Raw genomic sequence first — 21028 nt, forward strand, 5'->3', positions numbered from 1 at the left:
GCCCCCTTCTTCGCTCCTGGGATGAACCTCCCCGTGCCATCGGACACCGCCGCGGAACTCGCGCTGATCTTCGTCACGTCGCTCGGCGGCGGCGCGGTCGCCTTCCTCCTGGTCTACTGGATCTGGCTCCGGCGGTTCGCCCGCCGCGTCGGCGATCTCCAGGACACCGTCGTCGCCCTCGCGGCGGCGCTCGCGCCCGGCCTCGGCAAGGGGCAGGCGCCCTCCCGCACGCGGGAGAAGGGAACCGGCTCCGAGGCCTTCGACGCCCTCGCCGAGGCGGTCCTCGATGAGGAAAACGACGCCGATTCCCTTCCCGACGCCGGTCCCGCCCGGAGCGGGGCCGTCCGGATGCTCGTCGAGGGGCGCGACATCGAGATCGTCTCCGCCGAGGGCGGCGAGGAGATCCGCATCGAGGAAACCCCCGAGCGTCCGCTGACCCCGCAGGAACGGGACCGGATCATCGCCTACCTCCGCAACGAGGGCTTCCTTCCCTAACCCTCTTTCCCTTTTCTTCTTTGCCATGAGCTACCCCCTTCCCCCCCTGGCCCTCGAAAAGGCCGTCGAGGCGGCCCGCGCCGCCGGTCTCCGCCAGAAGGAGGCCCTCGGCTCCGAGAAGGCCGTCGACCTCGCGACCGATCACGACGTGAAGCTCCGCCTCGATTGCGAATGCCAGGAGCAGATCACCGCGATGCTCCTCGCGGCCTTCCCCGACCACTCCGTCTTCGGCGAGGAGGGCGGGAGCGAGTACGGCGTCACCGAATGGCAGTGGATCGTCGACCCGATCGACGGGACGGTGAACTTCTTCCACAACTTCCCCCACTTCTGCGCTGCCATCGCCCTCCAGCACAAGGGCGAGAGCGTCCTCGCCGTCACCTACGACCCGAACCGGGACGAGGTCTTCACTGCCGTCAAGGGCGGCGGCGCCTTCGTCAACGGGAAGCGCCTCGCCGCCAGCGACCGGGCGACGCTCAAGGAGGCGATGGTCTCGACCGGCTTCTCGAAGGGAAAGAACGTCGTCGACGAGAGCATCGCCCTCGTCACCTTCTACGGGCTCAACGCCCAGAAGCTGCGGATGAACGGCAGCGCGGCCCTCGACCTGGCCTACGTCGCCGCCGGACGCCTCGACATCTACCTGGAGCGGAGCATCCGCCTTTGGGACGTCGCGGGCGGCGTCCTCTTGGTGCGCGAGGCGGGCGGGGCGATCGAGCTCGAGCCCTATGGGACGGAGCCGCATACGTTCACGCTGATCGCCAGCAACGGCAAGGTTCCGCCGAAGCGGTGGGGGGAGTAGCGAAGAGGGCGAAGAGGCTTCTTTTACGCCCGCATTGCTTTTTTAGCCGTTTTCGGATACGCTTCGCGGCCATGGGTAAGGATGGCACTTCTTCCGGCTCTCTGAAGGCGTTGCGCTGCGGCGCGGCGCTGGGGCTTTGCCTTGCCATTCCCGGCTTGGTGCGGGCCGCCGATCCCGCGTTGCCGGTCGATTCGGGCTCCGCCTTCGCCTCCTCGCCGATCACCGACAAGCAGAGCTCGATGGCGTCGAAGATGTTCGACACGAGCGGCAAGGTCAGCAGCTTCGACACGATGCGGTCCGCCTTCGACGGGAAGAGCGCCCCCTTCGCCATGAAGGGCTCCGACCTCACCGACCGCCGCGCCGAGATCGGCGGACGGACGATCTATTCCCCGATGCTCGATTCATTCAACAAGCAGGCCGAGGTGCCGCAGACCGGGCTGTTCCAGGGGATGTCCCCGATGTCGGGCTCGACCTCGTCGCTGGCGGGGCAGAAGACCTCCAACTTCGACGCCAAGAAGGCTCCCGGCTTCGACAAGAGCGTCGCGATGGTCGATTACAAGGGCCGCGAGGCCGACGCCATCCTCACCCCGAAGCCCTTCGCCGAGGGGATGTCGAACGGCGATCCGATGACCCAGCAGTTCATCAAGAACGGCGGCAAATACGGCCCGACGATGTCCCTGGAGGAAGTCCGCGACCTGATCAACAAGGACGTGAAGGGAGCGAGCCTCTCGATCCCCCAACCCGCCGAGCCGAAGCCCTGACGGGGTTCGCCGAAGTCCTAGACCTAGATCAAGGCGAGACCTTGAACGGGGCGGAGGCCCCGATCTCGGGATAGTTCGAGAGGCGGAGGTCGACGGTGTAGGTCCCGGCGATGAGCGGGGCGTAGAGCTTGTCGAGCGGGATCGTTTCCGTGTAGCCGACCTGATCGGTCGGGTTGATCATCAGCATCCCGACCTCGTCGAGGAAACGCTTGTCGAGGGACCACTTGTAGACGACCTGCCCGGCGGGATTCTTGAACAGCAGCTCAAACCGCTGCGAGGTGGGGAAGGAGAGGGTGTAGGTCCGCTTTCCCATGTTCTTCACGTTGAAGACGACCTTCAGCAGGTGGGCGCCCGAGGCGTCCGAGGTGTAGGAGGACAGGGCGAGGCCCGAGGGGTCGACGTCGAGGGTCGGCTTGAAGTCGTTGAAATCGATCGAATTGGCCTTCTGGATCCGGGCCGGATCGCCATCGAAGATGCTGAAGCGGCCCGCGCCCGTCGGGGTGTCGCGGGAGTTCGGGGCATTGTCCCGGCTGGGGCTGATGTCGACGGCGGGCAGGGAGAGGGGGGAGGCCAGGATCAGGACCGAAGCGAGCAGACGAAGGCGAACCATCACGATATGTTCTCCGGCGCGTCGGGGAATGCAACCCGCATTTTGCGCGTTGCTCCTGCGCGTCAAAGAAGGTAACTGGTACCGCATGACATTCCGAGGCTGCATCCGGGGCGGGAAACTTCTTTTTCCGCTCGTCCTCGCGGCGGGGCTCCTCCTCCCGGCGGGTGCCCTCCAGGCGGGAGGGGAGAAGCCGAAGCTCGTCCTCCGCGTCTACATCCAGAACGAGGATCCCGGCTCCCGCTCGATGCCGCTGAACCTCACCGATCCCGACCAGACGATCCACATCAACGTCGATCCCGAGGCCTCCGAGCGCGATCTGGAGGCCGTGGAGCCCTATGCGGGGGAGAACGGCGAGACGGGGGCGGTGATCCATTTCAGCCGCCACGCCGGGCTCCTGCTCAATGCGGTGACGATCCAGAAGACGGGCAAGATCCTCGTCGTCTCCCTCAACGGCCGGATCGTCTACAGCCCGGTGATCGACACCGTGATCAACGAGACCCTCCTGATCCCGCGCGGCGTCACCCCGGAAGACATGGCCCTCCTTCAGGCCATGGTGAAGGAAAACAAAAAGCACGGTTTCGGGAATTAGGATCCCCTAAATCGTCCCGAAAGCCGCTGGCACAGAGGTACGGGCTTGATCCCGGGGCCGCTCTTCCCCATTTTAGTCCCTTTCCGCCATGGCACTGAAGACCGATCCGCCGAACCCGGACAAGGGCGGGGGGAACCCCCTCATCCCGAAGCCGACCCCGCCCAAGCGTTCCCGCGAGGCGAAGGGAGAGGCCCCCGCCGTGCCCCAGCCCCATACCGGCATCCATCCCTCCGTCCAACCGAAGGCCAAGGAGAGCGCCAAGGCAAGCGAGCCCGATCTCTTCTCCTTCGCCGAAGCGCCGAAGGCCCAGGCGCCGGCTCCCGACCCCGTTCCCGTGGCCGAACCGACGCCGGAGCCCGAATTGGAACTTCTCGTTCCCCCGGTTGAGCCCGAGCCGGAGGCCGCTCCGGCATCGGCTCCTGTCGCGGCCATGGTCCCCGAGTCCGAGCCGGAACGGGAACCCGAGCCGACCCCCGAGCCCGAACCGGTGCCCCTGCCCGAACTCGCCGCCGTCGTTCCCCCTCCCAAGGAGGAAATCATTTTCATTCCCGGCCCTCCCCGGCCTCAACCCGCCACCCCGGCTCCCGCGCAGACGGCACCGGCGGTGCCGTCGACGATCCCGTCCGTTCAACCTCCACAGGAGATTCCCCCCATGGCCACCCCGACCCCCCAGCACATCAGTGATTTCCGCGGCAACGCGGAACGCCAGAAAAAGGAACAGAAATCGTTCGGGAACGTCCTCGCGACGATTACCTACTCGATCCTCGTCGCCTTCATCATTGCCTCGTGCCTGGCCGGGTACGGCGGCTACATCCTCTTCAAGAAGGTCGAGCTCCAGCGGGCCTCCCTCGCCGACCTCGACCACCATTACGCCGCCGAGGTCATGGGGCTGAAGGAAGACCTCTCCCGCACGCAGGGCCAGATCTCCAAGCTCAACGACACGATCAACGCCCAGCAGGAGCAGATTGCCCGCCTCCGCGCGGCCATCGACAAGGTCAACGCCGACCAGTTCCGCAACTACTCGACGCTGAAGACCCAGGTCGACCAGCTCCAGGGCCGCGTCCCGAACTCGATCCCCTCGCGGTAGCCCAGCCTCCGTCCCGGCCATGATCTCCCTTGTCGAGCTGCAGCGCCTCTTCCACGAGTGGCGGCAGCGGATCAAGCGGGTCCAGGCGATCATGCAGCCCCCCGTCTGGAGCGAGGAGGAATGGCGTCAATTCGCCCAGGCCCTCACCCTCCTCCTCCAGCAGCACGGCACCGCGTGGGCCAACGGGGAGGTCCAGTATTGGGACCTCCGCTGGCAGCTGCGCGAGGGCGGGGAACTCATCTGCCAGGCGGAGCAGCACGGCGCGGAGCGGCTCTCCCTCGTCGTCGCCCAGACGGGGGGCTTCGCCGCCGAGGCGCAGAGCGGGAGCTACACCTGGCTCTGGGCGGAGTTCGGCGCGGACGGCCACTTCAGCCGCGATCCCTACTGGGTCGACGGCAGCTGGAAGGACGCCCTCATCTCCCTTCTGCTGCCCTACCAATACCGGGCCAATTTCTACATCGAGGCCCCCGCCGAGACGCCCCAGCACTTGCTCCTCGGCCACGGCACCCCCGAAGAGCCGCCTCCCGCCCATTAATTTTCTTTTCAGCCCCCGTTCGATGGCGAATATCGGGGCATGAGTTCCAAGAAAGTCATCTCCTCGCCCGACGCCCCCCAGGCCGTCGGCCCGTACTCCCAGGGCATCCGCACCGGGGACTTCGTCTTCCTCGCCGGCCAGATCCCCACGATCCCGGCCACCGGCCAGTTCCCCGAGGGGATCGCCGCGCAGACGGAGCAGGTCATCGCCAATATCAAGGCCCTCCTCGCCGCCGAAGGCCTCACCCTCGCGAACGTCGTGAAGGCGAGCGTCTTCATGGCCGACCTCGCCGAATTCGGCGCGATGAACGAAGTCTACGCGAAGCACTTCGCCTCCGAGCCCCCGGCCCGCTCGACCTTCCAGGTCGCCGCGCTGCCGAAGGCCGCCCGCGTCGAAATCGAAGTCATCGCCCGCGCCTAGGCTTATGTCCGTCGATCCCAACGCGGCAATCAACGCCGAGCTCGTCCAGGCGAAGGTCCTCGAGGCCTTCCGCCAGACGGGGGCGTTGCTCGACGGCCATTTTCTCCTTCGCTCCGGCCTCCACAGCCGCCAGTTCTTCCAGTGCGCTCACCTCCTGCAGCATGCGGAGCTGGCCTCCGATCTCTGCGGCGACCTCGCCGCGAAGGTGAAGGCGCTCGACCTGGCTTTCGACGCCGTCGTCTCCCCGGCGATGGGCGGCATCCTCGTCGGGCAGGACGTGGCGCGCCACCTGCGGACGCGCCACATCTTCGCCGAGAAGGCCGAGGGGAAGCTCGTCATCCGCCGCTTCGCGATCACCCCCGGCCAGCGTTTCCTCGTCGCCGAGGACGTGGTCACGACGGGAAGCGCGGTCCGCGAGACCATCGCCCGCGTCACCGAGGCGGGCGGCGTCATCGCCGGGATCTGCTGCATCGTCGAGCGGGGAGAGAAGGTCGACTTCGGCGTTCCCTTCGTCAGCCTGCTCCGTCTCCAGGTGGAGACATTCGCGGCCGACGCGATCCCGGAAGACCTGCGCGGTGTGCCTGCCGTAAAGCCGGGTAGCGGGAAGTAGGAACGCGTTCCCGCTTCCATCGAGCCGTCTCCCAATAGGAGTCTAGGCGTATTGGTGCCGCTACCCCTTCAGTACGTACCCTCGGGCGTACCGGAACCATCCGATTTTAATCCAGTTAGGAGACGAGGCGCAGCAGAAACGCGTCCGCCTAGTTCAGGCCCTCCGAACAGGAGGTCACGGAGGGGCGAAGCCCCTCTGTGGCTATAAAGCGGGTCGCCTCCAGCTGTACAGGGTTGACCGCGCAAGCCCCGAAGGGCTGTCCCGCTTCTCAGCACTGAGCGACAGATCAAGCCGCTTCGGTTCCCCCTAGCACTCTCCCTATTTCCCCAGCATCCCATCCATCGCCTCACTCCACATCTTGTACCCTTCCGGGGAGAGATGGAATCGATCCGGGGCGAGCCCCTGCCACGTCTTCCCCTCCCGGTCGGGCGTCATCTTGCCGGGTAGGTCGACGTAGAACGTTTCCTTCCCATCGGCCAGGGTTTGGAGTGCCGCGTTCACGGCCTGCGTCGTTTTGTCGGCGCGGGCGTTGTGGGGGAGGCCGACGAGGAGGGTGCGGGCTTGGGGGAAGAGGAGGCGGCTGCGGGCCTGGACGGCCTGAATGCCCTCGACGATGGCTTCGGGCGGATGGACGGTATCGTTCGTCCCGATGAGGATCACGACATTGCGGATGGGCGGAGCGAAGGGGGAGAGATCGATTTGGGTCATCCGCCAGAGGAGATGCTCGGTGCCGTCCCCGGCGAGGCCGAAGTTCAGCGCCCGGTCGGCGTAGGATTGCTTCCAGAGCGGCAGGCCGCCGTCGGGGCGGAGCCATTCCTCGGTGAGGGCGTCGCCGAGGAAAATCGTGTCGATCTGCTTCCCCTTCGCCTCCTCGACCCGTCGGGCGGACGCGGCGAACCACTGGGGGAAGGCCTTCGCGTTGGCGTCGCTCGGGATCGCCGTCGTCGGCTGGGCCGAAAGGGGGAACGCCAGCGCAGCCAGGAGGAAGGCGGCCGGGAGGAGTGCGTTCACGTCCCGACTCTGCCCTCCCTCCCCCTTGCGGGTCAATCCGTCGGGGACTTCGCCTTCTGCCACGCCTCGTAGGCGGCCTTCGCCTTCGGGTTCCCGGCGTTGGCCAGTTCCTTCAGGCAGTTCCCGGCCTGGTTCCAGAATTTCTTCTTCGCCGGATCGGCGAGGACGGCGGCGACGAAGTCGACCGCCTTCGGGTTCCCCTTCTGGACCGCTTCCCACAGGGCGTCGATCGTGGCGGGGAGTGTCCAGCCGTTCTTCTCGTAGCGGAGCAGGGTCTCGACAGCCTCGTCGTTCCCGTCGGCGGCGGCCATCTTGTACCCCTGGGGGACGAAGCGGCGGAGCCGTTCCTTCGTGTTCATCTGGCGGAGGACGGGGAAGGCGGTCTCCGGGGTCTTCCGAGCCTCCTCGCGGATCGCACCAGCGGCGTTCCAGGCGAGATTCGTCAGGTTTTCCAGCCGCTTCGGATCGGCAGCGGGATCGATACCGTCGCTGAGACGGGCCAGAAGCGCGTCCATTTCATCGACGGCGGCGAGGTCGCCCCAGGCGGCGCGGATGCCGAGGTCCTTCATGTGATCCTCGGGTTTCTGCCACGGCTCGTCGGGGCCGGGAGGGGCGGGATCGCGGGTGGCGAGGAAGCGACCGAGGCGGATGTCGAAGGCGAGGCGGGCCTTGTTGGCGGCATACCACTCGACGAGCGCCCCGTCGAGGAGGTTGCCCGGGCAGGCCGTCCGGTTGTTGAAGAGGTTGCGGGCCGTGTTCTTGATGTTCTGCTGCTTCTCCTTTTCCTTCGGGTCGGCGGGGAGGGGTTCGGCGAGGATCTCGACGGTGCGGTCGAGGGCGTCGGGGAGGCCCCATTCGAGGGCGGTGCCGAGGAAGGACGATTCCTGGTCGGTCCCCCGCTTCTGTTTCCACACCTTCTCGACCGAGCCGGCGACGAGGGGCCCGGGGAGGGCTCGGAGGTTGCGGTAGAGATTGGAGTCGAAGTCGGAGCTGCCGAACTGCTTTTTGTCGAGCGACCGGTTTTCGGTCCAGGTGAAGAGGAGGTCGTAGCTGGCGGGATCGCGGAGGGAGGCGACGGCCTGAACCCAGCGGTGATGGGGCGCGGTCTGCGAATACAGGTTGCGGAAGTCGGTCTTCGCGTTGCCTAGGGCCTCCAGGATGAAGGGCTCGGCCTCCTTCTCCCATCCGTTGTGGAGGATGGCGTCGATCAGGTCGGGATGGGCGGCGAGGATGCGGAAGGTCATTTTCTTCGCCACCTCGTTGGGCTCGGCCTTGAAGTCGAGGCGGTTGAAGGCGCGGACGGGATACCAGTCGAGGAAGCCCCGCTCCATCGCGATGAGGAGCTGGTCGGCATTGGCGGGGCCGACTTTCTGGAGGAGGGCGATCTGGGGATCATCATCGCGGAGGCTTTCGGGGGTGGCGAGGCCTGCGATGGCGCGGATGTACTGCCAGGCCTCACTCCGGCTCGGGTGCTCGGGAAGGGGGGCGATCTTGGAGAGGGCGTCGCTCATCGCCTTCCGGCGCCGGACCTCTTCCCAGGTGGGCAGGGTATGGCCGTCGAGGGCGAAGTTCGGCAGCTCCATCCGTTCCTCGAAGATCTTGCCCCGCTGACTCTCGAGGCGGACGAGGGTGGCGTCGGCCAGCCATGCGGCGTCGACGGGGACGATGAAGTGGAGGCTGATTCGCATCGAGCCCATGTTCTCGTCGAGCTGCTTGCCGAGGAGGGAAAAGGCGCTGGTATTCTCGATCTGTTCCCCTGCGGGCAGGAGGGTGCGAAGGCCGACGACGAAGCCGGAAGCGGAATCGACGCTCCGCGCATCAAAAGGCTGCCGGTCGGCCTCAAGGACCATGGCTTCCCCGCGCTTGCGGTTGACGAGGGCGTAGTGGGTCGAGAACGCGCCATGCGTGTAGCTGGAGGGGCGGAGCCGCAGGTAGACGGCCCGGACCTCGAAGCCGACGGCGACGCTATTCGAGTTCGAGCGGACCTCAGTGATCGTGGTGCGGGTCGAGCCGTCGCTGAAGCCTTCCCCCTTCTTCAGCGGCACTTCGTTGGCGATGTGGTAGCCGATGGCGGAACACTTGAACGTGAAGGAAGCCTTCCCGGCGGTTTCCAGGTGGGAGGCGTAGTAGGCCGGGTCGAGGGAGAAGAGGGAGACGTTGAGGTTCTCGCTCTGGCTGAGGGGCGAGAAGGGGGTGACGTTGAGGAAGGGGATGTTGCCGAGGGCCTCCTCAAGGACGGCGGCGGTGGTCGAAAAGGTGGGGCTGCCGAGGGAGGAAAGAGCGATCGTTGAGCCGTCGGCCAGGGTGAGGGTCCCTCCCAGGCTCTGGATGAAGAGGGCCTGCTTCGGCTTGAGGCCCGAGACCTCCAGCGTGGTGTTCACGATCTTCTGCATGGGGGTGTTGGGGCCGCCCTCGTTTCCCTCGTAGACGTTATGGTTCCCGCCCGGCGCGATCTGGATGGAGTCGGGGGAGAGGTTGAGCTCGGGATCGACGGCGGCGGACTCAGGGGCGCGGAGGAAGTCCCAGAACCAGAATTTGGGAATCTCGGCGGCGGCGAGGAGGCCGACTCCGGCCAGGACGAGGGAGATCCGGGTGCGGCGGGTGAGGTATTGGAAGAAGAGGATGCCGAGGGCGAAGAGGATGTGGAGGAGGTCGCCGACGACGCCCCGGCAGACGGGGAGGGTGAAGGAGACGCTGTCAGCGAAGGTGGCGGGGGTCGGCTTTGCGTGAAGCTGGGTGATCCAGCCGAAGAGCCAATCGCTGAAATATTGGAGGGTGAAGAAGACGACGGCGACGATGACAAAGCGGCCGAAGCTGGGGCTCAGCACGGCGAGGACGGCGGCGAGGGTGATCCAGCGGAGCTGGCTCAGGGCGATCTGGAGACCGGCCAGCGCCACGTCTCCCGGGAGGACGTGGTGGGCGAGGAGGACGGCGCATTGGCCGAGGACGGGGAGGAGGAAGAGAAGGCCGAGGGCGATCAGCTTGCTCCCGAGGACGGTGGCCCGGGGGAGGGGGCGGGTGAGCCAGAAGGCGGAGACGCCGACGGTCGGCTCCTGGAGGAGGAGGGCGGGGATGAGGACGAGGAGGAGGAGGGAGTTGAGCATCGGCACCATCGCGGCGATCTGGGCGTAGGTGCGGGAGGCCGGGCTCTCCCCCGGCCGGAGGTCGACTCCGGCGAGAGCGAACTGGAGGATCGTGAAGAAGGCCCAGAGGGCCCAGAGGATCCAGGTCTGGCGGAAGTCTTTCTTGAACTGGTGGACGAGGAGGTTCATCGGGGGGTGGAGGGGGTCGGGTTGGGAAGGGGATTCTGGGAGAGGGTGCGGTAGGCGGCCTTGGCCTTTTCATTGCCGTTGTTCGCGGCGGCGCGGAGCTGGCCGAGGGCGTCGTTCAGGATTTTTTCGTCGGCGTTGGGGTCGTTGCGGAGCCCGGCGACGAAGTCGACGGCGACGGGGTTTCCCTTCCGCGTGGCGTTGGCGAGGTGGAAGAGGACGTCGGCGAGGGCGAGCTGCCGTTTCTGGTAATGGATGAGGGCATCGAGCGCGGTCTCGTTCCCCCGTTCGGCGGCCCGGCTGAAGGCGATCGGGACGAAGGGGCGGAGGGCTTCCTTTGTCGAGGCGTAGTCGAGGACGCGGAGAATGTCGGGGTTGAAGGCGTAGGGGGGCGGCTCCGGGGCGGGAGGGGCGTCGTCGGTGGTGTCGTTGTTCTTGGCGAAGCCGAGGGGCTTCGGCGGCTCGGGCGGGGTCTTCGGGACGGCTTCGTCCCGGAGGACGCCGAAGGTGATGAAGGCGAGTTCGCGGGCGCGGGCGGCGACGTTGCCGCCGAGCTTCGGATCGGCTCCCTCCCGGGCGCGGGCGAGGGCGGCTTCGACTTCGTCGAGGGCGGCGGTCTCTCCTTTTGCGGCCCGCGTGCCGAGATTTTTGAAGTAATCGTTGGAGGCGGGCCACGGCGCGTTGGGAGGGAGGAGGCGGGGATGGAGGACGAAGCGGCCGAGGATCGGATCGAAGGCGTACTTCGCCTTGTTGGCCGCGTACCAGGCGGGAATGTCCTCGTCGAGGAGGGTGCTGGGAACGGGAATGGTGAACCGGAGGACGCGGAGGGCCCAGTCCCGATGGGTGTCGCGAATGTATTTCTCCTTCTTGGTCTTGCCGGGAGGTTCGGAGAGGAGCTCGATCGCGCGGTCGAGGGCGTCGGGGAGGCCCCACTCGGCGGCGGTCGTGATCACCTGGCCCTCGTCCCAGGTCGTCCGGTTGAGGTTCCAGAACTTCTCCACCCGCGCGGCGACGACGGGGCCGGGGAGGGCGCGGAGGTCGTTGAAGACGGTGTTGTAGTTGAAGTAGACCCGCTCGGCGTAGTCGAGGAGGACGTCGTAGGTGTCGGGGGCGCGGAGGGAGGCGAGGGCCTGGACCCAGAACCTGTCAATGCCCTGGCCCGCGCGGACGGCGGCGATGGCGGCGACGAGGGTCGGCTTCGCCTCGGCTTCCCAATGGTGGTCGACGACGGGGGAGATGGCGTGGGAGTTCGCCGGAAGGGAGCGGAGGACGGCTTCCTTCACGCCGGGGCGGTCGCCGAAGGTATTGAGGAGATCGAACCACCTGTCGTTATAACGGGTGTTCGGTTTCCGTTCGGTGAGGGTCTGCAGGACGATCGGGAAAGCCTCGTTCTCCCAATGGTTCTGGAGGATGATCTCGATGATCCGCTGGTTCGAGGGGAGGAGTCGGAGGAGGAGGGCCTTCGTCTCTGGATCGTCGGGGTAGGAGGCGAGGAACTGCATCCACTTCCAGGGGAACTCCCGGTCGGGCTTCGAGCGGGCGATCTCGTCGAGGAGGATTGGCTTCGCGTCGGCCATCCATCCGGCGTCGACGACGGCGTCGACGGCGTCCTCCTCCCACGGCAGGACGTGGAGGACGGCCCGCTTCGCATCGGGGTCGTCGGGATAGGAGGCGAGGAATTTCATCCACTTCGCGTTGAAGTTCCGCTCCGGCTTCGCCTCGGAGACGGCGGCGAGGATGATCGGCTTCGCGTCGGCCTCCCAATGGCGCTCGAGGACGATGCCGATCTGGTCCTGGTTCGTCTGGAGGGCGCGAAGGATCGAGGCCTTTACGGCGCTGTCGTCGTGGAAGCCGTCGAGGACGCGGACCCAGCGGTTGTCGACGTTGTCGCCCGGCTTCTTCGCGGCGATGGCGGCGATGAGGATCGGCTTGGCCTCGGTCTCCCAATGGTTCTCGACGACGGCGTCGATGGCTTCGGCGTTGTTCGGCAGGATGCGGAGGAGGGCGGCCTTCACCGCGGGATCGGCGGCGAAGCCGGAGAGGCTCCTGATCCAGTCGTTGTCGAACCGGGCGTCGGACTTCGCGTTGGCGATGGCGTCGAGGAGGATCGGCTTCGCCTCGGCCTCCCAATGGTGGTCGAGGATGAAGTGGCCGATGTTGCCCTGGTCGGGGAGGAGGGCGAGGAAGGCGTCCTTCACCTCCTTGTCGTCGTGAAGGGAGTCGAGGGCCTGGAGCCAGCGGTAGTCGATATTCTCGTGACGCTCCCGCTCGGCGAGCTTGCGGAGGAGGATCGGCTTGGCGTCCTCTTCCCAGTGGTTCGGGTGGAGGAGGTCGACGAGTTCGGTGTGGGCGGGGAGGAGGCGGAAGAGCATCGCCTGGGTGCCGGGCGGGGATTGCCGGAGATCGAGGGCCTCGAGGGCCTCGCGGACGTATTGCTGGTTCACGTTCACGAAGATGCCGTAGGCGATGAGGAGTTCCTGCGCATGGGCTGGGCTGACGGCGGCGAGCATCGAGACCTGGAGGCTCTTGTCCTGGTTGTTCCTCTGGCGGCCCGAGACGGCGGCGACGCGGAGGATGTATTTCCAGACCTCGGCGCGGGTGGGGTTCGGCGGGAGGACGATCTGGCGGAGGGTGGCGGGATCGACGTAATCGGGGTGGGTCTCCTCGTAGTTGGGGAGGGTATGGCCGTCGAGGGCGAACTCCGGGAGGGAGAGGGGGAGGGTGAAGGTGGCGTCGGGAGCCGGTTCGAGGCGGACGAGGACGGCGTCGGCGAGCCACGCGTCGTCGATGGGGACGGGGAGGATGGCGTTGCGATCGGGGGAGGGGGTGCCGAAGGTGAGGACGGAGGGGAAGGTGGTCTCGAAGGGGATGCCGCCGAGGGCGACCTTCGAGAGGAGCGGGTTCGCCGCGTTCCTCGGGCCGGGGGACACCCGGTCGGCGATGTAGTTGTTGTAGCCGTTGCCGTCGTTGGTCTGGATTGCCTCGCCCCGTTTTCGGTTCACGAGGAGGTAGACGGGGGGGCGGCCGCTGGTATCGGGCCGGAGGGGCTGGAAGAGGAGGGAAAGGGTCCGCTCCCGGAGGGTGAGGGAGATGCCTTCGCCTTGATCGGCGCGGCGGGATGCCCAGGCGGCGTTGCTGGGAGGCGCGGGCTCGGTCTTCGGCTTGTGGACTTCGACGAGGGTGAGGCGATGCGATCCCCACGCGGCCACGGCTCCAGCCTTCAGCGGCAGTTCGGCGGTGATGCGGTAGGAGGCGGCCCTACCGTTGAGGCGGAAGGTGGCGGCGCCGAGTTTCTTCTCGTTCTTGTCGTAGGTCTCTCCGTCGAGGGTGAAGAGATCGAAGAGGTTCGCGGTTTGCTCGAGCCAGAGGTGGCTGTTGAGGAGCGGCAGATGGCCGATGGCGGCTTCAAAGGGGAGGGACTGATCGTTGCCGCCGTAGCCGATGCTGCCAGAGGAAAAAATGCCGGAGAACTCCCACATGGTCCGCATTGTCGGCAGCGGCAGACGGCTGCCGTCGGGGTAGACGATCTCGCCTCCCTCGGAGGTGAAGGAGAGGGCTTGGTCGAGGGGGTAGGGAGTCGGGAACAGGTTGATGCTGAGGCTCTTCAACGGTCCCTTTTTCGGGTCGGCCTGGGTGCTGAGGTTGTGATTCCCATCGGGCTGGACGCGGAGGCCGGAGGCGTCGAAGGCGGTGGGCGCGGGCAGGGCGGCGACGAGGGGGTCGACGAAGTCCCACGGCCAGTAGCGGAGGGCGGTTTCGGAGAGGACGAATCCGGCGACGGCGCAGACGAGGGCGATGCGGGTCCGGCGCGTCGTGTATTGGAAGAGGAGGACGCCGAGGCAGAAGAGGATGCGGAGGAGGTCGGAGGCGATGCTCCGGCTTTGGTAGAGGAAGGGATGGGCGAGCGGGTCGGCGGGGGAGAAGGACGGGGTGACGGGATGGACCTTCAGGAGGAGGGTGGCGATGCCGCTCCAGATCCAGTCCCCGAACATCTGCGCGGCGTAGAGGATGGCGGCGGCGATGAGGAACTGGCCGAAGTTGGCGCAGAAGACGGCGAGGGCGGTCCCCGTGGCGATCCAGCTCAGCTCCCTCAGCGCGATCTCGAGCCCGGCGAAGGCGACGTCGCGCGGGACGATGTGGTGGGAGGCGAGGACGGCGCACTGGCCGAGGAGGGGGAAGAGGACGAGGAGGAAGAGCGAGGCGAGCTTGCTCCCCAGGACGAAGGTCCGGGGCATGGGCCGGGTGAGCCACGAGGCGGAGACGCCGACGGCCGGTTCCTGGAGAAGGAGGGCCGGGATGAGGACGAAGAGGATGAGGGAGTGGAGGAGGGGCAGGGAATCGATGACCTGGCCGTAGAAGCCCTGCCGGACGGGGCTCCACGGATCGACGTTCCACGCGGCGAGGCCGAACTGGACGAGGACGAGGAGAGCCCAGACGAGCCAGAGGCCCCAGGTTTCCCGGAAATCCTTTTTGAACTGGTGAAGGAAGAGCTTCATGCAGGAGGGAGGCTGCTATGGCGGCTAGAGCGTCGGTTTGATGCGGAAGGTGCGGGCGAGGGCGAGGAAGATCTCGCGCAGGGGCATGGGGCTGACGGTGACGGGGGAGGCGTCGGGGAAGATCTCGGCGACTTTCTTCTCGGTCTCGCCCGCGACGTATTCCCCGGTGACGAAGCGGACACCGTGTCCGGCGACCTCGGCGACGTACCACGACGCGGGGAGGGAGGCGGGGAGCTTCCGGTTCTCTTCCTTCACGGTGAACTCGACGCGGCGGAAGCGGCGCTGGAGCGACTCGCTCGCCTCGGAGAGGTGGAGCTTCCCCATGTTGAGGATGCCGACCCAGTCGGCGAGGCGCTCGACTTCGTCGATGTCGTGGGAGGAGAGGAAGACGGTCCATTTCTCCTGCTCGGAGAGCTCGAGGACGCCCCGGATGAACTCGTCCCGCATGAGGGGATCGAGGCCGGAGAAGGGCTCGTCGAGGACGAGGAGGCGGGGGCGGTAGGCGATCGAGGCGAGGAGGGCCGCCTTCATCTTCATGCCGCGCGAGAGGTTCTTCAACTTTCTGTCTAACGGAAGCTCGAAACGAGCACGCAATTGATCCGCAAAAGCATCGTCCCAAGTGGGATACATCGGCTTGCACCAGGCGAGGAAGCGGTCGACGGTCATCGACTCCGGGAGCTGCTGGTTTTCCGAGACGTAGCCGATCTGGGCGAGTTCCTTCGGGCCGAGGGCGGTCGTGGGGACGCCGAGGACGCGGGCGATCCCGGAGGTGGGGCGCTGGATGTTGAGGAGGGTCTGGATGGTGGTGGTCTTGCCCGCGCCGTTCGGCCCCAGGAAGGCGTAGATGGCCCCTTCGGGGACGTGGAAGGTGAGGCCGTTGACGGCGTCGTTCTTGCCGTAGCGGCGGGTCAGGTTTTCAGTCTCGATGATGTTCATGAGAGGCGTTTCCAGTGGGTTTCGATGGCGTTTTGGATTTCGGAAAGGGAGAGGCGGAGTTTCTTCGCCTCGACGACGACGCGCTCAACCTCGGGGCCGAGGAGTTCCCCGCGCTGTTGCGGCGTCGATTGCGGCACTTTGCCGACGACGGTCCCGATGCCGGGATGGACTTCGAGGAGGCCCTCGGCGACGAGCGAGGCGACGACTTTGTGGGCGGTGTTCGGGTTGATCCGCAATTCCTGGCTCAAGGCGCGGACGGAGGGAAAGCGGTCTCCGGGCTGAAGCTGCCCGCTGATCGCCGCCTTGCGCACCGCATAGGCGAGCTGCTCCGAGACGGGCGCGCCGGGTTTGAATTCGATGGGAAAGGGGAGCATGGCGGGATCGCGGGGGTGATCTTAGTGTTCTAGTTATCATAGGACACCGTGTTTTGTCAACGGGCCCTTGCCCTGGATGGTGATTGGCCCTAAAAAGGCTGCGATGCTCCTTGTTCTCCAAAATCTCCTGATCCTTCAGGAACGCGATGAAATGCTGACGAAGATCCGCGAGGAATTGGCCCGCCTCCCGCTGGAGGAAAAGGCGCTGGAGGACAAGCGCAAGGCGGCCTCCGCCCGGCTCGATTACCTCCGCAACGCCCTCCGCCAGATCGAGGTGGAGCGGAAGGCCCTCGACCTCGACGCGAAGTCGAAGCGGGAGCAGGTGGCGAAGTACAAGGCGCAGATGCTCCAGACGCGGAAGAACGAGGAGTATGCGGCGCTCGACAAGGAGATCGCCCACGTGGAGAAGGCGATCGTCGCGGTCGAGGACGAGGAACTGGTCCGCATGGAGCGGGCGTCCGAGCTCGACCAGCAGATTGTTTCCGAGGAGGCCCAGCTGAAGGTCCAGGAGGCCGACCTGGTAAAGCAGAAGGAGGCGATCGCCGCCCGCAAGACCCGCCTCGATGCCGAGGCCGGACGGGTGGGGGCGCTCCAGCAGGAGGCCGAGGCCTCGGTCCTGACCTGCCCCGAGGGGGAGACTCTTTTATCCCGTTACCGCCGCCTCTTCGCGGCGAAGAAGAAGCATCCCGTGTCGGCGCTGGTCGGCGGGATCTGCAGCGGTTGCCACATGAAGGTGACGGCGCAGACGGTGCAGATCGCCCGGGCGAACCTGGAGCAGAACATCGCCTCGTGCGAGAGCTGCGGCCGGTTGCTCTATTTCTCCGAATAACCGCAGCCAGCCGGAGGAAGGGTTGGGACTTCGGTCCGCTCCCCTTCCACCAGCGGCCGGGCCGCCTGCCTACCTCGCGCCGGAGGGGGCGGCGATCCCGAGGTTGCCGACCTTCTTCTTCAGCCAGCCCGCGCTCATGAGGGGATCGGCGAAGAGGTTGTTGGCGATGGGGGGGAAGATCGAGACCGAGGAGGCGATGTAGCTCTCGGCGTCGGTCGGCTTGCCCGCCTTGTAATTCCACGCGGCCATCGCGAAGTAATAGGCGGGGCTGTTCCCGGCGAAGTCGAACTTGTCGAGGCGGTTCTTCGCCTCGGTCAGGTTGTCCTCCATGAGGTAGGTGAGGAAGATCTTATAGGTGAAGAGGTCGTTCTTCGGATCGTCGGCGTTGAGCTGCTGGTAGACGGCGCGGGCGTCGGCGTATTTCTTCTGGTAGTAGGCGACTTCGCCGAGGCCGTAGCGGGCGGAGGCGTCCTTCGGGGTGATCTTCAGGACGGCGTTGAACTGGTCGGTGGCGGGAGCCCACCGTTCGAGCTTCAGGAGGATGTTGCCGCGGACCAGGAGGAGCTGGTTGTCGGTGGGGCGGGCGCGGATGAGGTCTTCGACCCCCGCGAGGGCGTCGGCGTATTTCTCCGCGCCGAAGTTCGTCAACACCTGCTGCCACTTCGCGATCTGGTCGGGCGTCGGCGGCGGGGGGGTGTTGGAAGCGGGCGGCGGGACGGGGGCGTTGGGCGGGACGGCGGGGATCACTGTGCCGGTCCCGGCGGGGGCGGCGGGCGCGGCGGTTTGGGCTTGCAGGCTGATCGCCGTCGAGGCGAGGACGAGGAAGAGAAGGGCGCGGAGGGGGAGGCGTTTCATGAAGAGGGGGATAAGCGGATAGGCGGGGTGATGAAGACGAAAGTGGGGAAGGGGATCAGGCGAAGCGTTCTTCCTTCCAGGGGCAGGCGGTGTTCGAGTAGCCGCGCTGTTCCCAGAAGCCGGGACGGTCTTCGGTAAGGAACTCGATTTCCTTCACGAATTTGGCCCCCTTCCAGGCGTAGAGCTTCGGGACGATGACCCGGGCGGGACCGCCGTGCTCGCGGGAAAGAGCTTCCCCGTCGAAGCGGGTGGCGATCAGGACGTCGTCGTCCAGCAGGGATTCCATCGGAACATTGGTAGAATAGCTGTCGGAGGAGGTAAAGAAAACAAAACGGGCCTCGGGCAAAGGACGGACGAGGTCGATCAGGGTGGCGAAGGCGACCCCGGCCCAGCGGCAGTCGTATTTGCTCCAGGTGGTGACGCAATGGAAGTCGCTGACATCGTCGACCTGGGGGATGGCGTTGAAGGCTTCCCAGCCGAATTCGATCGGGGTCTCGACGGCCCCGCCGATCTTCAGCCGCCAGCGGGGGAGGTCGATCCGGGGCTGGATGCCGAGGTCGAGGACGGGGAAGGCCCCTCCCTGGGTGAGGTGTTGGCCGGGGGGGAGGCGTTCCCCGCTGCGGACGGCATCCCGGGGCGCGGGCGGGAGGCCGGCCTGACGGGCCTTCATCTTCGCCGCCCACCGTTCCTTGGCCTCAATGTGGAGGGGGATCATGACCCCGTGCGGCGAAGGTTCGAGGGGAGGATGTTCAATTCGGAGCGGTATTTGGCGACGGTGCGCCGGGCCAGCGGGATGCCGCGCTCGGAAAGGATGGTGACGATCTCCTGGTCGGAGAGGGGCTTCTGGGGATTCTCCCGGGAGACGAGGTCGGCGATCGATTCCTTAACGCTGGTATTGGAGAGGAATTCCCCGCTGGAGGTCTGGTAGCCGGGGGTGAAGAAGTATTTCAGATCGAAGACACCCCACGGGGTCTGGATGTACTTGTTCGCGATGGCGCGGCTGACGGTCGTCTCGTGGACGCTGACGGCCTCGGCGATCTGGCTCATCGTGAGGGGCTTCAGCATCGCGGCCCCCTGCTCGAAGAACTCGGTCTGCCTCGCGACGATCGCCGTGGCGATGTTGAAGAGGGTCTGCTGCCGGAGGTGGAGGCACTTGATGATGAACTTCCCGGAGCGGATCTTGTCCTTCAGGTACTCGCGGACCTTCGCGTCGTTGCCGTCGGTGGCGAGGATGTCCTTGTAGGTGTCGCTGATGCGGAGGCGGGGAACGGCGTCGTCGTTCAGGACGACGACCCACTGCGTCCCCTGCTTCTGCACGGCGAGCTCGGCCTGGACGATGTTCCTCTTGTCGTCGGGAGCGTAGGTCGAGCCGGGGCGGGGCTGGAGGGTCGAGATGAAGTGGGCGGCCTGGTTCACCCGCTCCACCGGGACGCGGAGGGCGCGGGCGATATCCTGGAACTTCCTCCGGCCGAGGTCGGGAAGGTGGTGGGAGACGATGGCGGCCTCGATGTCCTCGGCCTTGCCCAGGCGGTCGAGCTGGATGAGGAGGCACTCCCGGAGGTCCCGGGCGGCGACGCCGATGGGGTCGAAGGTCTGGACGAGGGCGAGTGCCTGGTGGACGACCGCCGCGGGGAGCATCGCCGAGGCGGCGACCTCGTCGAGGGTGGCGGTGAGGAAGCCGTCGTCGTCGAGGCTCCCGATGATCTCCTTGCCCGCCTCGATGATCTTCGGATCGTCGGCGGCGAGGGTGAGCTGCTCCGTCAGGTGGGCGGAGAGGCTCTCCTCCTCGGCCTGGGAATCGAAGAAATAGCGGCGGCGCTCGGCGTCCTCGGCGGTGTAGGAGCCGTTTCCGGCCTTCGACTGGGCGAAGTATTCCCGCCAGTCGGCATCGGCCTCGGCGGCCGCCTCGGCGTCGCGGTCGCTCGATTCGCTCCCGCTGCTCTCGCCGTCCCAGTCGTCGGCGGTCGAGTCGGTATTCTCGGGACCCGGTTCCTCGTGCATCTCCTCGAGGACCGGGTTGATCTCGATCTCCTGCTGGATGAGGGAACGGAGCTCCAGCGCCGGGGCCTGCAGCAGCGCGAGCGACTGCTGCATCTGCGGCGAGAGCGTCTGGCCGAGCCCGAGGTTTTGATGGAGTCCGAAACCGCCCATGGATGGATCTACATTAAAATCCCTTCTCAGGGTTGCAAATGGAAAAGTGGCGAAAAGTGGGGAATTGGCATGATTTTCGCTGCATTTTTCTACTTAGAGAGCGTAGTTTGGCGGGGTGCTTCGTTTCACCGTCCTCGCCAGCGGCAGCAGCGGCAACTGCGCCTACCTCGAGACCGCCTCCTGCCGCCTCCTGATCGACGCGGGCGTGAGCGGGCGGCGGATCGACCAGGCCCTCGCCGCCCTCGGCCGCTCGCTGAAGGAAGTCGAGGCCGTCTTCCTCACCCACGAGCACAGCGACCACACCTCGGGCCTCGCCGTCGTGGCGAAGAAGCTCGGCATCCCGATCTGGTGCAACCGGGCGACGATGGAATTCCTCCAGCCGAACCTCCCGGGCTACGACAAGTGGCGGCTCTTCGAGACGGGGGAGACCCTTTCCATCGGCAACCTGACGATCGAGACATTCCCGATCTCCCACGACGCGTACGACCCCGTCGGCTACATCTTCCACCACGACCTCGGGAGCGTCGGCTTCCTCACCGACCTCGGCCACGCGACGAGGCTGGTGATCGAGCGGGTCCGTCGGGCGCGGGCGCTGGTGCTCGAGGCGAACTACGACCTCGCCCTCCTCCACGCCGACACGAAGCGGCCCTGGGCGGTGAAGCAGCGGATCCTTTCCCGGCACGGCCATCTCTCGAACGAGGCGGCGGCGGAGCTGGCCGCGCAGATCGCCGGGGACAAGCTCGAAGACCTCTACCTCGGCCACCTCAGCGCCGATTGCAATCATCCCGACGTGGCGGCCCGCGTCGTCGGCGACCGCCTCCGCGAGGCGGGCCACGGCCATATCCGTCTCCATCCCCTCGCGCCCGATATCGCGGCGGCGACGCTCTGTTGGGATTAGGCGGGCGCGCGACGGGGCTTGCTTTCAAGGGGCGGCCATGTTATCCTGACGACGCAGCAGCCTAAGCTTCGCCTATCCAAGGCGCGGCGCGGAGGAACCACTTCCCTTGCTTTCATCGGCACGGGACGGGGCGCAGGAGCCGGGTAACCGGAACTCCGGGTCACTTCCATGACCCAGCCCGTCAGCTAACTTCGTCGGCACATGGAAGGGCGATGCCACGCACCGGCTGATCCGGTGCGACCTGGCGCCACCCGGGGCCTTCGACCTGATCGAGCCTCGCGGCGGTTCCACATCCCCTTGAAAAAA

General features: G+C 66.5%; 19 protein-coding genes and 1 riboswitch. Of the genes, 10 read left to right on the forward strand and 9 right to left on the reverse strand.

Features of this window, described 5'->3' with window-relative positions:
• Positions 1-21 precede the first annotated feature (21 nt).
• From BLU04_RS09120 to BLU04_RS09130, 3 genes are all read left to right on the forward strand, one after another.
• Positions 22-495 carry a hypothetical protein gene (locus BLU04_RS09120; protein ID WP_093284938.1) on the forward strand — a complete coding sequence of 158 codons (474 nt, stop codon included), beginning with the start codon at positions 22-24 and terminating at the stop codon, positions 493-495.
• 25 nt (positions 496-520) lie between these two features.
• Positions 521-1291 carry an inositol monophosphatase family protein gene (locus tag BLU04_RS09125; RefSeq protein ID WP_093284940.1) on the forward strand — a complete coding sequence of 257 codons (771 nt, stop codon included), beginning with the start codon at positions 521-523 and terminating at the stop codon, positions 1289-1291.
• 71 nt (positions 1292-1362) lie between these two features.
• Positions 1363-2052 (forward strand): hypothetical protein, encoded by a 690-nt coding sequence (locus BLU04_RS09130; RefSeq protein WP_157895237.1) that lies wholly within the window; start codon positions 1363-1365, stop codon positions 2050-2052.
• Between the two features lie 28 nt (positions 2053-2080).
• Here BLU04_RS09130 and BLU04_RS09135 read toward each other — a convergent pair whose 3' ends face one another.
• Positions 2081-2662 (reverse strand): BsuPI-related putative proteinase inhibitor, encoded by a 582-nt coding sequence (locus BLU04_RS09135; protein ID WP_157895238.1) that lies wholly within the window; start codon positions 2660-2662, stop codon positions 2081-2083.
• Positions 2663-2747: 85 nt separating this feature from the next.
• Here BLU04_RS09135 and BLU04_RS09140 point away from each other — a divergent pair, with 85 nt between their 5' ends.
• The 5 genes from BLU04_RS09140 (at position 2748) to pyrE (ending at position 5903) form a co-directional block, all read left to right on the forward strand.
• Complete coding sequence (locus tag BLU04_RS09140) at positions 2748-3251, forward strand: hypothetical protein (RefSeq protein ID WP_093284948.1); 504 nt, start codon at positions 2748-2750, stop codon at positions 3249-3251.
• A gap of 88 nt (positions 3252-3339) precedes the next feature.
• On the forward strand, positions 3340-4338 hold the full coding sequence (locus tag BLU04_RS09145; protein WP_093284951.1) for a hypothetical protein: 999 nt from the start codon (positions 3340-3342) through the stop codon (positions 4336-4338).
• 19 nt (positions 4339-4357) lie between these two features.
• On the forward strand, positions 4358-4873 hold the full coding sequence (locus BLU04_RS09150; protein WP_093284955.1) for a hypothetical protein: 516 nt from the start codon (positions 4358-4360) through the stop codon (positions 4871-4873).
• Positions 4874-4912: 39 nt separating this feature from the next.
• The gene (locus tag BLU04_RS09155) at positions 4913-5293 is read left to right on the forward strand and encodes a Rid family detoxifying hydrolase (RefSeq protein WP_093284958.1); all 381 of its coding nucleotides are present in this window, start codon (positions 4913-4915) and stop codon (positions 5291-5293) included.
• Between the two features lie 4 nt (positions 5294-5297).
• A complete protein-coding gene (gene pyrE, locus BLU04_RS09160) occupies positions 5298-5903 on the forward strand; it encodes an orotate phosphoribosyltransferase (protein ID WP_093284960.1) in 606 nt (201 codons plus the stop codon).
• Between the two features lie 318 nt (positions 5904-6221).
• Here pyrE and BLU04_RS16440 read toward each other — a convergent pair whose 3' ends face one another.
• Genes BLU04_RS16440 through BLU04_RS09180 form a run of 5 tightly spaced genes read right to left on the reverse strand, consistent with a single transcriptional unit; the run spans position 6222 to position 15989 of the window.
• The gene (locus BLU04_RS16440) at positions 6222-6914 is read right to left on the reverse strand and encodes a GDSL-type esterase/lipase family protein (RefSeq protein ID WP_157895239.1); all 693 of its coding nucleotides are present in this window, start codon (positions 6912-6914) and stop codon (positions 6222-6224) included.
• 32 nt (positions 6915-6946) lie between these two features.
• Positions 6947-10186: a hypothetical protein gene (locus BLU04_RS16445; RefSeq protein WP_157895240.1), complete on the reverse strand. Its 3240-nt coding sequence runs from the start codon at positions 10184-10186 to the stop codon at positions 6947-6949.
• Positions 10183-14679 (reverse strand): hypothetical protein, encoded by a 4497-nt coding sequence (locus BLU04_RS09170; RefSeq protein ID WP_093284966.1) that lies wholly within the window; start codon positions 14677-14679, stop codon positions 10183-10185. The genes BLU04_RS16445 and BLU04_RS09170 overlap by 4 nt, the downstream gene beginning before the upstream one ends.
• Positions 14680-14703: 24 nt before the next feature.
• A complete protein-coding gene (locus BLU04_RS09175) occupies positions 14704-15615 on the reverse strand; it encodes an ABC transporter ATP-binding protein (RefSeq protein WP_093284968.1) in 912 nt (303 codons plus the stop codon).
• Positions 15612-15989, reverse strand: a complete 378-nt coding sequence (locus BLU04_RS09180; RefSeq protein ID WP_093284971.1) for a GntR family transcriptional regulator — start codon at positions 15987-15989, stop codon at positions 15612-15614. The genes BLU04_RS09175 and BLU04_RS09180 overlap by 4 nt, the downstream gene beginning before the upstream one ends.
• Before the next feature lie 151 nt (positions 15990-16140).
• Here BLU04_RS09180 and BLU04_RS09185 point away from each other — a divergent pair, with 151 nt between their 5' ends.
• Positions 16141-16818, forward strand: a complete 678-nt coding sequence (locus BLU04_RS09185) for a C4-type zinc ribbon domain-containing protein (protein WP_157895241.1) — start codon at positions 16141-16143, stop codon at positions 16816-16818.
• Between the two features lie 69 nt (positions 16819-16887).
• Here the strand turns inward: BLU04_RS09185 and BLU04_RS09190 are convergent, their stop codons facing one another.
• The 3 genes from BLU04_RS09190 to rpoN are packed head-to-tail and all read right to left on the reverse strand — an operon-like array spanning position 16888 to position 19824.
• Positions 16888-17673, reverse strand: coding sequence for a tetratricopeptide repeat protein (locus BLU04_RS09190; RefSeq protein WP_093284976.1), 786 nt, complete (start codon positions 17671-17673; stop codon positions 16888-16890).
• A 55-nt stretch (positions 17674-17728) separates the two neighbouring features.
• Positions 17729-18388, reverse strand: coding sequence for a sulfite oxidase-like oxidoreductase (locus tag BLU04_RS09195; RefSeq protein WP_093284978.1), 660 nt, complete (start codon positions 18386-18388; stop codon positions 17729-17731).
• On the reverse strand, positions 18385-19824 hold the full coding sequence (rpoN, locus tag BLU04_RS09200) for an RNA polymerase factor sigma-54 (protein WP_093284981.1): 1440 nt from the start codon (positions 19822-19824) through the stop codon (positions 18385-18387). Before rpoN ends, BLU04_RS09195 begins: the two co-directional genes overlap by 4 nt.
• Positions 19825-19939: 115 nt before the next feature.
• Here rpoN and BLU04_RS09205 point away from each other — a divergent pair, with 115 nt between their 5' ends.
• Entirely contained in the window at positions 19940-20722 is a 783-nt protein-coding gene (locus BLU04_RS09205; protein WP_093284984.1) for an MBL fold metallo-hydrolase, read from the forward strand.
• A 48-nt stretch (positions 20723-20770) separates the two neighbouring features.
• A riboswitch (cyclic di-AMP (ydaO/yuaA leader) is annotated at positions 20771-20936 on the forward strand.
• Positions 20937-21028: the final 92 nt, after the last annotated feature.

It is taken from the genome of Verrucomicrobium sp. GAS474 (assembly GCF_900105685.1).
Classification (GTDB): Bacteria; Verrucomicrobiota; Verrucomicrobiia; order Methylacidiphilales; family GAS474; genus GAS474.

Excerpts from the sequence above, each read along its gene's own strand:
- BLU04_RS09120 (WP_093284938.1), top strand. The coding sequence starts at position 22 with ATGAACCTCCCCGTGCCATCGGACACCGCCGCGGAACTCGCGCTGATC.
- BLU04_RS09125 (WP_093284940.1), top strand. The coding sequence starts at position 521 with ATGAGCTACCCCCTTCCCCCCCTGGCCCTCGAAAAGGCCGTCGAGGCG.
- BLU04_RS09130 (WP_157895237.1), top strand. The coding sequence starts at position 1,363 with ATGGGTAAGGATGGCACTTCTTCCGGCTCTCTGAAGGCGTTGCGCTGC.
- BLU04_RS09135 (WP_157895238.1), bottom strand. The coding sequence starts at position 2,662 with ATGGTTCGCCTTCGTCTGCTCGCTTCGGTCCTGATCCTGGCCTCCCCC.
- BLU04_RS09140 (WP_093284948.1), top strand. The coding sequence starts at position 2,748 with ATGACATTCCGAGGCTGCATCCGGGGCGGGAAACTTCTTTTTCCGCTC.
- BLU04_RS09145 (WP_093284951.1), top strand. The coding sequence starts at position 3,340 with ATGGCACTGAAGACCGATCCGCCGAACCCGGACAAGGGCGGGGGGAAC.
- BLU04_RS09150 (WP_093284955.1), top strand. The coding sequence starts at position 4,358 with ATGATCTCCCTTGTCGAGCTGCAGCGCCTCTTCCACGAGTGGCGGCAG.
- BLU04_RS09155 (WP_093284958.1), top strand. The coding sequence starts at position 4,913 with ATGAGTTCCAAGAAAGTCATCTCCTCGCCCGACGCCCCCCAGGCCGTC.
- pyrE (WP_093284960.1), top strand. The coding sequence starts at position 5,298 with ATGTCCGTCGATCCCAACGCGGCAATCAACGCCGAGCTCGTCCAGGCG.
- BLU04_RS16445 (WP_157895240.1), bottom strand. The coding sequence starts at position 10,186 with ATGAACCTCCTCGTCCACCAGTTCAAGAAAGACTTCCGCCAGACCTGG.
- BLU04_RS09170 (WP_093284966.1), bottom strand. The coding sequence starts at position 14,679 with ATGAAGCTCTTCCTTCACCAGTTCAAAAAGGATTTCCGGGAAACCTGG.
- BLU04_RS09175 (WP_093284968.1), bottom strand. The coding sequence starts at position 15,615 with ATGAACATCATCGAGACTGAAAACCTGACCCGCCGCTACGGCAAGAAC.
- BLU04_RS09180 (WP_093284971.1), bottom strand. The coding sequence starts at position 15,989 with ATGCTCCCCTTTCCCATCGAATTCAAACCCGGCGCGCCCGTCTCGGAG.
- BLU04_RS09185 (WP_157895241.1), top strand. The coding sequence starts at position 16,141 with ATGCTGACGAAGATCCGCGAGGAATTGGCCCGCCTCCCGCTGGAGGAA.
- BLU04_RS09190 (WP_093284976.1), bottom strand. The coding sequence starts at position 17,673 with ATGAAACGCCTCCCCCTCCGCGCCCTTCTCTTCCTCGTCCTCGCCTCG.
- BLU04_RS09195 (WP_093284978.1), bottom strand. The coding sequence starts at position 18,388 with ATGATCCCCCTCCACATTGAGGCCAAGGAACGGTGGGCGGCGAAGATG.
- rpoN (WP_093284981.1), bottom strand. The coding sequence starts at position 19,824 with ATGGGCGGTTTCGGACTCCATCAAAACCTCGGGCTCGGCCAGACGCTC.